Origin of the sequence: Gillisia lutea, assembly GCF_021568705.1 — a bacterium.
In the GTDB taxonomy this organism is placed as follows: Bacteria; Bacteroidota; Bacteroidia; order Flavobacteriales; family Flavobacteriaceae; genus Gillisia; species Gillisia lutea.
The window spans coordinates 185,131-194,315 of sequence record NZ_JAKGTH010000010.1 but is presented as its reverse complement, the minus strand read 5'-3'; the positions used below and the strand labels follow the sequence as shown (position 1 = coordinate 194,315).

Genomic DNA, 9,185 nt, shown 5'->3' with positions numbered 1-9,185 from the left:
ACTTCTATTGGACTTGCAGCAAGCAGTACAGGAAATATTAGTTCTTTCACTGCCATTAACAACACTACCGATCCAGTAATAACAACTGTAAGTATCACACCTGCAGCTAATGCTTGCGAGGGGGATGTAATAGATTTCACTATCACTGTTAACCCAACTCCTACTATTACTAAGCCAGCAGATATAGTTGTATGTGCCGGGGAAACCGTGCCAGAGATAGTATTAAGAGGCTCCTCAGTTTCAGGCACTAGAAGAGATTGGGTAAATGATAACACCAGTATTGGTTTGGGTGCTAGTGGGAGAAATAGAGTAGATTCCTTTACTGCCACCAACACAAGCACTCAAAGTATTTTCGCCACCATTACCATATCCCCTACCGCAAATGGATGTACAGGGGTAGAGGAAACTTTTAAAATAGAGGTTAAACCAAACCCTAAGTTGACCGCTCCAGCTAATCAGATCTACTGTAATGGAGAAACAACTGCACCAATTGCTCTTACAGGCTCTCCATCAGGAGTGGTCTATGATATAAAAGGAGGATCATCCATTGGACTTTCCAATAAAAGTGGCGTAGCACAGATTCCATCTTTTACAGCATTAACAGGAAGTGCTACGGTAGAAATAACTCCGAAGGCGAATGGTTGTATAGGTACTCCTGTAACATATAAAATCACGGTAAACCCTACCCCTAATGTAACAATCTCGCCTTCCAGTCAAGCAATTTGTTCTGAGGGAAAAACGAATATTAGTTTGTCGGGATCGGTGTCTGGAACTACATTTTCTTGGAGTGTTTCTGAAATTAGTCCTGCTGGCAGCATTACCGGCGCATCTGATGGTAGCGGAAATAAAATTGAACAAAGTCTAACCAATACTACATCTTCAGCAGCCACTATCAAATATCAGGTAATTCCAATGGCTAATAATTGTGCTGGAACTCCTATTAAAGTGACTGTTACTGTAAATCCTACCCCCGTTTTAACGATAACAAATCCCGCAACGGTATGTTCTCCCGCAAGTGTAGATTTAACTTCTCCAACAATTACTGCTGGTTCTGGTAGCAATTTAACTCTCACCTATTGGAAAGATGCAAATGCTTCTGTAAGTCTGCCTAATCCAAAAACGGTTGGTCCCGGCACCTATTATATTAAAGCCTCATCAGGTAGTGGTTGTACAATAGTAAAACCTGTTACGGTTTTAGAGAATCCAACTCCCAACCTTACGAGCACTTTAAATCCTGCGGGGATTTGCGGAAATTCAGTATTTTCTTACAGTCCAACCTCTAGTGTTCCAGGAACTATTATTACCTGGAGTAGGGAAGCTATCACTGGACTTAGTAATCCACCTAGCTCGGGCTCAGGAAATCCAGATGAGACTTTACGTTTAAACGCTTCAACACAAAGCGCGGTTAATGTTAATTACCAGTTTAAACTTGTTAGTCCGGAAGGATGCGAGAATATTCAAACAGTAACTGTACAAGTAACCCCTACTCCTACGCTTACGAACACCAATACTTCCTCAACAATTTGCGGAGGAGCAACTTTTAATTTCACTCCTACAAGTGATGTTTCAGGAACGGTCTTTTCATGGACAAGAGCTGCTATTGCAGGTAATGCTGCTGCCTCTGGGACAGGAGCTATTAATGAAACCCTTATTAATAATACCTCACAGAATGTTGGGATTGAATATGTATACACCTTAAAATCAAACAACTGTACTAATACCGAAACTTATTCGGTTGTTGCGACAGTCCAACCCTCTATCGATGTTACTGTAAGCGCTTCAAAAGCTGAAATCTGTCCGGGGAGCAGTATTAATCTTTTTTCGTCATCTGAACTTCAAACAAACTTACCAAGTACACTATTAACACAAAATTTTAACTCGTCTAATAACTGGACAACAGCCTGGTCCCAAAGAAATAGTACATACACAAGTTCATCAGGATTTATGGTAACCTCTGATGATAATTCCAGATTTTACATGTCTGATAATGGATCTGGATCGAACAATGTCAATAGAAGCTTACGCAGCCCAAGTATCAATACCCTTGGATATACCTCACTAGAATTAGCATTTTCAATACTCTATTTAGATAAAGGAGAATCTTACGGAGATTCGGCACATTTCGAGGTTTCTACTGATGGCAGTAATTGGACCGCCTTAATTCAGCCCGTTAATTACAGTTTTGGTTATTATGATAATAACACAAACACTTACATTTTAAGACCAGTAACATTAAATTTAAGCGCTTATGTTGAAAAACCAAATCTTTACATACGGTTTAGACATAATGCCCCTGCAGGCAGTTATTTAATGGCTATAGATAATGTAAAAGTTACAGGAGAAGGTTCAAAGGGTACAGATGTAGTATGGACCTCTGATGTTGGAGGCTTTACATCTACAGTTCAGAATCCTACAAATGTTACGCCATTAGAAACAACAATTTATACTGCAACCTATACCGATTCCAAAACCGGATGTCCGGGAAGTGCTTCAGTAGAAGTTGTTGTTCGTCAACCTCCTGTAGTTTCTATTACCGCCAATTATTGTGGAGACTCAAGATTTATTGAGTTAATTTCTGATAATGAATATGCCACATATGTATGGCAATCTGCCGGTAAAACTATTGGAACTTCTCGTAGCATAGACGTTGAAATCGCTCAAACTTATACTCTTACAGTTACAGATAGTTTTGGTTGTAGCGGAACAGGATCGATAAACGTATCTGATGAAAGAATAACAAATGGTGATTTCTCTCAAGGTGCAACAGGTTTCTATACAGATTATAGAAATCGTACCGGACCTGGAAATGACCTTTATCCCGAAGGAGATTATGCTGTAGATTTTAATGCTCGTAATTACCATAATAACTTTTATGGTAAAGACCATACTACTGGAAATGGTAAGTTTTTAATGGTAAATGGGCATCCAGGATCTGGAAAAGTTATTTGGAGACAAACCATCAACAATATCCAACCTAATACCAACTATTATTTTAGCGCATGGGGAATGAACTTAAACCCCGGCAGCCCGGCGAGATTACAATTTCAAGTGAACGGAGTACCCACTGGTACTATTGCCGATTTAAAAAATGCCCCTAAACCAACTAGTGATAGTCAAGTGAACACAAACAACTGGATTCAGTTTTACAGTAACCCATTCTGGAACTCAGGTAATGCTACTACTGCTGTGCTGGAAATCATCAATCTAGAAACTATAAGAAGTGGTAATGATTTTGGTTTGGATGATATATCTTTTGGTACTTTAGAACCTATAGTATTTAGTATAGACCCACAAAACAACTCTGCTATATGTTCTGGTGGAACCTTAGAATTATATGCTAATATCGAAGGAGGACGAGCCCCCATCACTTACCAATGGAAAGATAATACCGGGGCCATCGTCTCGACAGAAGAAAATCCAATTCTTGAAAATGTTACCGCTTCTAATTCCGGAACCTATACACTTAGTGTTAGTGACGCATATGGATGTACTCCAACGACTGGAACTACTCAAGTAACAATTATTCCTGAAACAATAGTAAGTGCAGGAGACGATCAGACTATTTGTGCTGAAACAGCAAACATCCAGCTACAAGGAAGCGTATCCGGTTCAATTACCACCGGTAGCTGGACTGGAGGCACAGGAACCTTTACTCCTAATAGAAATACCCTTGATGCAGTATACACTCCAAGCAGTCAGGAAATTACCGCTGGTACAGTAAGTTTAACGCTTACTTCTTCACAACCTGATGCTCCCTGTACACCTGTTTCCGATGATGTTGTTTTCACTATTAATCCCACTCCGGTAATAGATAGAATTGAAATAACAGAACCTTTATGTAATTCAGGAAATAATGGAAGCGCTAAGGTAATTGTATCTAGTGGTACTGGGCCATACAACTATCTTTGGAGTGATGGACAAACCACAGAGACCGCAATTAACCTAATTGCCGGTACCTATTCGGTAAGCGTGACCGACTCAAAAGGTTGTGCAACTACCTCTTCCACCGTAAGCATTGAAGAGCCTTCTCCTATAGCTATAATTTCCACAAATTTTACTCAACCTACCTGTTTTGAAGGTGAAGATGGAACAGCTAGTATTGAGATAGAGGGTGGACATCTCGAGGGTGAAACTCCGCAATATGTGGTTAGCTTGCTAAATAATACAGGCGATGAAGTATTTAATGAAAGTAGCAATACAACAGGAGTACTCACTGTAAGTGATATATCAGCCGGAAATTACACATTTGTGGTAACTAATAGCAACGCCTGTACAGCAACAACTACCTCGTTAACCATCACACAACCAGAAGAAATAATTGCCAATGCTGGGGATGACATCACAATAACGGAGTGCGGAAAATTTATCACCTCTCTAAATGCCCAACAGGTTAATGCTGCTTTAGGCACTGGTAGTTGGACTATCATTGAACCTACAGGTGGCGGTGGTGGCTCCTTTACTGATGCAGGTAATTACAACAGTTCTTTTCAAGGTGTCGCAAACACTATTTATACACTTCGCTGGACAGTTAGCCCTGCTACCGGATGTGATGACGTTATAGACGAACTAACAGTAAAGCTTCCAGACAATTGTAGCACATTAGATTTTGATGGAGTAGACGACTATATCGATTTTGGAGACACCTACAACCTCCGCAATAGTGATAACACATTTTCTATTGAAGCATGGGTTAAACCGCATAGCTTAAATGGTATAAATACCATTGTATCTAAGAGAAATCTCAATGACCTGCCTTCCGGTGGATATGATCTTATTCTAAACAATGGGAAACCTGCTCTAAGATTGAATAATAGAACTGTACTTACAACACAAACTATTACAACCAACAGATGGTACCATATTGCTGCTGTACAAGAAGGAAGTCTTATAAATATATATATAGATGGTATCAAGGTAAAGTCGGATAACCTTTCTGTGAAACCAGGAAATATTTCGGCTCCAATGCTTATAGGTGCAATGTATGATCCATCAAATGTTCTGGTTCCTAAAAATTATTTCCACGGTTGGATGGAAGAAGTACGCTTATGGAGCACTGCACTTACAGAAGAGCAAATTCATTTCATGATGAATCAACGCATAAAAGCAAACGCGTCCAAAATAAGAGGAGAAGAAATTCCTTTAGATGTGCCTGGAGATATTACATGGAATACTTTGGAGGGTTATTATAGACTTATCCCTTCAGAGATTCAGAACGGATATACCGTAGATCTTGCTTCTAATTCTGTTAACGGTCAATTAAAAAATATTCAAAGTGTACAAGAGAATACTGCTCCATTACCTTACTTCTCAGTTAAAGATGGAACTTGGAGTGATAGTAATATTTGGGCTCATCCTAATGTCTGGGATTATCCAAATGCTAAAGGAGTGAATTCAGAAAATATAGATTGGAATATTGCGCGCATCTCAAATAATATTACTTCTGGAGGAAGGGATATAACCTTACTAGGCTTAGTATCTCAATCTAAAGAATTGAGTATCGCAAATCCTAATGAAAGCTTAGATGAGGAAAATTCCGGGCAAGCACTTACGGTAACTCACTACTTACAACTAGATGGAAATATAGATCTTACCGGAGAGTCACAATTAGTGCAAACTCAAGGAAGTATTTTAGAGCCTACAAGCTCTGGCTATATAGAGCGCGACCAACAAGGAACACAAAGTAGCTTCAATTATAACTACTGGTCGTCTCCTGTTGTAACCCAAAACACCTCTAGTAATACTTATACCGTTTCTGACGTTATGTTAGATGGTACCAATTCTTCCACACCAGAGGCTATCAAATTTGGTGGTGCTCATACATATGCCGACGGCGAACGGACAACTCCTATTAAAATAAGTAATTACTGGGTATATAAATTTAGAGGGGATGCTAACCAATATAGCGAATGGAAACATGTTGGAAGCACCGGCACCTTAAACATAGGAGAAGGATACACTATGAAAGGTTCATCAGGAATCGCAGCGATTGCCGATAGACAGAATTATGTTTATCGGGGTAAACCAAATAATGGAGACATAACTTTAACAATTGCAAAAGACCAAAATTATCTACTAGGCAATCCATACCCTTCTGCCATAGACGCTAAAAAATTCATCTTAGATAATTTGAAAGACAGTGGTGGAAATAACACTAAAAATATTTTCAATGGAGCTCTTTATTTTTGGGATCATTTCTCAGGTAAAACCCATAACCTTGCTGAATATGTTGGAGGTTATGCTACCTACAACCTTATTGGCGGGGTAAAAGCTATTGCTAACGATGCCAGAATAAATGCTAATGACAGTAAAGGAACGAAAGTACCACAGCAATATATTCCTGTTGCTCAGGGATTCTTTGTCAATACAGTACTAGATCAAGATCTCTCAGGAAATTACACGGTTGAAGGCGGAGATGTCATTTTCAAAAATAGTCAGAGAGCTTTTGTAAGGGAATCTGCTGCTAAATCTATTTTCTTAATTCAGAATCCTACAGTAACCAAAGAAAATATTAAGCAAGCAACAACGGAATTCCCTAAAATTCGTCTTGAATTCAAATCTCCTCAGGGTTACAACCGAGAAATTTTAGTGGGAGTCGACCCAAATGCCAGCAACGGCTTCGACCTGGGTTACGATGCTCCTATAAATGATCTGAACAAAGAAGACATGTATTGGGTTATCGATGGCAAAGAATTCGTAATTCAAGGAGTATCTAATTTTGAAAAAGAGCAGGTTTTACCTCTTGGAGCTATTTTAGCGGAAGAAGGAGAATTCGTCATCAAGATAAGTGAACTCGAAAATGTACCGGATGAAACCAACCTTTATATAAGAGATACAATTTTAGACACGTATCATGACTTGAAAGGAGCCGACTTTAAATTTACCGGTGGAACAGGAACACACAAGCGTTTTCATTTAGTATTCTTCAATCCTAAAGACCCAAAAGGAGAACCAGATCCTACAGAAGAAGAGGAAGAAGATGGGGAAGAATTATCGGAAGGAGATATGGATGTTATCTATTTAAATAATGACAGTGAGATCATGTTACTTAATCCTCATGAATATGAGATTAGAAAAGTTATTTTATACAACCTATTAGGTCAGGAAATCCAAAGATTTGAAGAAGTGACAAGTGAAGACAAAAAACGCATACCCGTTCCGGCATATTCTTCTGCAGTATATATAATCAAGGTTTTTTCGGAAGCAGGCACACTGTCGAAACCTATAATTATTATGAGGTAAATAGATTATTTTCAGCATAAAAAAGCCTGCTTATAGTTTAATAAGCAGGCTTTCTTAATTTTCAGTTATATCAGGTTGGATAAAATTATCCTCTATATTTTATGGGAAGATGAACCACTTTTTTGGTTTCATAAAATTCTTCGTCAAAGAAATCGGCTAGATCATAAATTTTGGCAGTTCTATAATTTTCTAGTTCTTCGGTAAGATCACCGCCTTTCAAATATAAAATCCCATTTTTCAGTTCGTGATTATTTGCCTTCGCAATCTTACCTTTCACCCAATGCACAAAAGTTGGCATTGCTGCTACTGCTCTACTAACAATAAAATCATAAGTCCCTTCTACTTCTTCTACCCTAGAATTGGTAGTGGTAACATTTTTAAGTCCGAGTCCGGCCACAACTTCATCTACTACTTTTATCTTTTTCCCAATAGAATCTACCAAATGGAATTGAGATTCTGGAAACATAATTGCCAAAGGTATGCCGGGAAAACCTCCACCCGTACCAACATCAAGGATTTTAGAACCAGGCCTAAACTTCTGCACTTTTGCAATTCCTAAAGAATGGAGTACATGTCTCAGGTAGAGTTCATCAATATCCTTTCGCGACACTACATTAATTTTAAGATTCCAATCATGGTACAATTCCTGCATTAATTCAAATTGCTGAGCTTGTTCTGCTGAAATTTCCGGGAAGTATTTTCTAATTAATTCCAAAGCGTTTATTTTTTTTGCTAAAGTAATTAAAATTGACACGTTAATTTTACCGAATTTGCTTATGTAAAATATATAAAGTTTTACCTTTGGAAATAAGAAAAATAAAAATGTTAACAAATCAAGATACAATTCGCTTTTCCCGAATAGATTCCGGAAAATTTTTTAGAACCTTAAATAAGCGAGTAAACGAATACTTCAAGGATAACAACCTGGCCAAGACTGGTAATTGGAAATTACATCTTAAAACAATAGTGATGTTCTCCCTTTTCCTTGCTCCATATTTTTTAATTCTGAGCTTGAATATTTCACAATGGTGGATGTTGCTATTAACCATCGTTATGGGTGCAGGAATGGCCGGTGTAGGAATGAATATCATGCATGATGGTAATCATGGTTCTTATTCTTCTAAGAAATGGATCAATAAATTTATGGGAGGAACCATATATGTGCTTGCAGGAAATGTTTATAATTGGCAGGTACAACATAACGTGCTGCACCACACTTACACCAATATTCACGGTCACGATGAAGATTTGGATGCGGGTAGAATTATAAGATTCTCAGAACATGCTGAATGGTCTAGATTCCACAAGTTTCAGCATTATTATTCTGTATTTCTTTACGGGTTGCTCACTTTTAACTGGGCTTTAACCACAGATTTCAAACAAACAAAACGCTATTTGTCACGAAAGTTGTCTTATGGAAAATTACCAAGTCCTGTAAAGCAATGGAGCATCATAGCCATTACTAAGCTTATTTATATAAGTATATGGATTGTTATTCCTATGCTTATCTTATCGATATCATGGTGGAAGATACTAATAGGTTTTTTTGTAATGCACTATACGGCCGGCTTAATACTAAGTATCGTATTTCAACTTGCTCATGTGGTAAAGGAAACAGAAATGCCTTTACCTGATGATACCGGATCTATGAAAAATACCTGGGCAATTCACCAACTTTTTACCACGGTAAATTTTGCAACTAAAAACAAATTAGTGAATTGGTTTACTGGTGGCTTGAACCATCAGGTAGAACACCACATCTTCCCAAATATCAGTCACATTCATTACAGTAAGATTGCTGAAATTGTTAAGCAAACAGCACAGGAATGTAACTTACCTTACAACGAATTCAAAACCACTCGTGAAGCAATTATCGCTCACTTTAGTCATTTAAAAGCAATGGGAGCAAAACCAGCTATCTCATCTTAAGTTTAATCTAACCAACA

The 9,185-nt window shown here is 38.1% G+C and carries 3 protein-coding genes; 2 read left to right on the top strand and 1 reads right to left on the bottom strand.

Features of this window, described 5'->3' with window-relative positions; translation table 11 throughout:
* Positions 1-7,239, top strand: a 7,239-nt coding sequence (locus L1I30_RS11920) for a DUF8693 domain-containing protein (RefSeq protein ID WP_308444067.1), incomplete at its 5' end; no start/stop codon positions are given.
* An 85-nt stretch (positions 7,240-7,324) separates the two neighbouring features.
* Here the strand turns inward: L1I30_RS11920 and rsmG are convergent.
* Positions 7,325-7,954, bottom strand: coding sequence for a 16S rRNA (guanine(527)-N(7))-methyltransferase RsmG (gene rsmG / locus L1I30_RS11915; RefSeq protein WP_236134519.1), 630 nt, complete (start codon positions 7,952-7,954; stop codon positions 7,325-7,327).
* Positions 7,955-8,061: 107 nt separating this feature from the next.
* On the opposite strand from rsmG, the gene L1I30_RS11910 reads away from it, so the two are divergent.
* Complete coding sequence (locus L1I30_RS11910; protein ID WP_236134518.1) at positions 8,062-9,168, top strand: fatty acid desaturase family protein; 1,107 nt, start codon at positions 8,062-8,064, stop codon at positions 9,166-9,168.
* Positions 9,169-9,185 lie beyond the last annotated feature (17 nt).

What these genes read in the sequence shown, in the direction of transcription:
- L1I30_RS11910 (WP_236134518.1), top strand. Translation starts at nt 8,062, where the DNA reads ATGTTAACAAATCAAGATACAATTCGCTTTTCCCGAATAGATTCCGGA.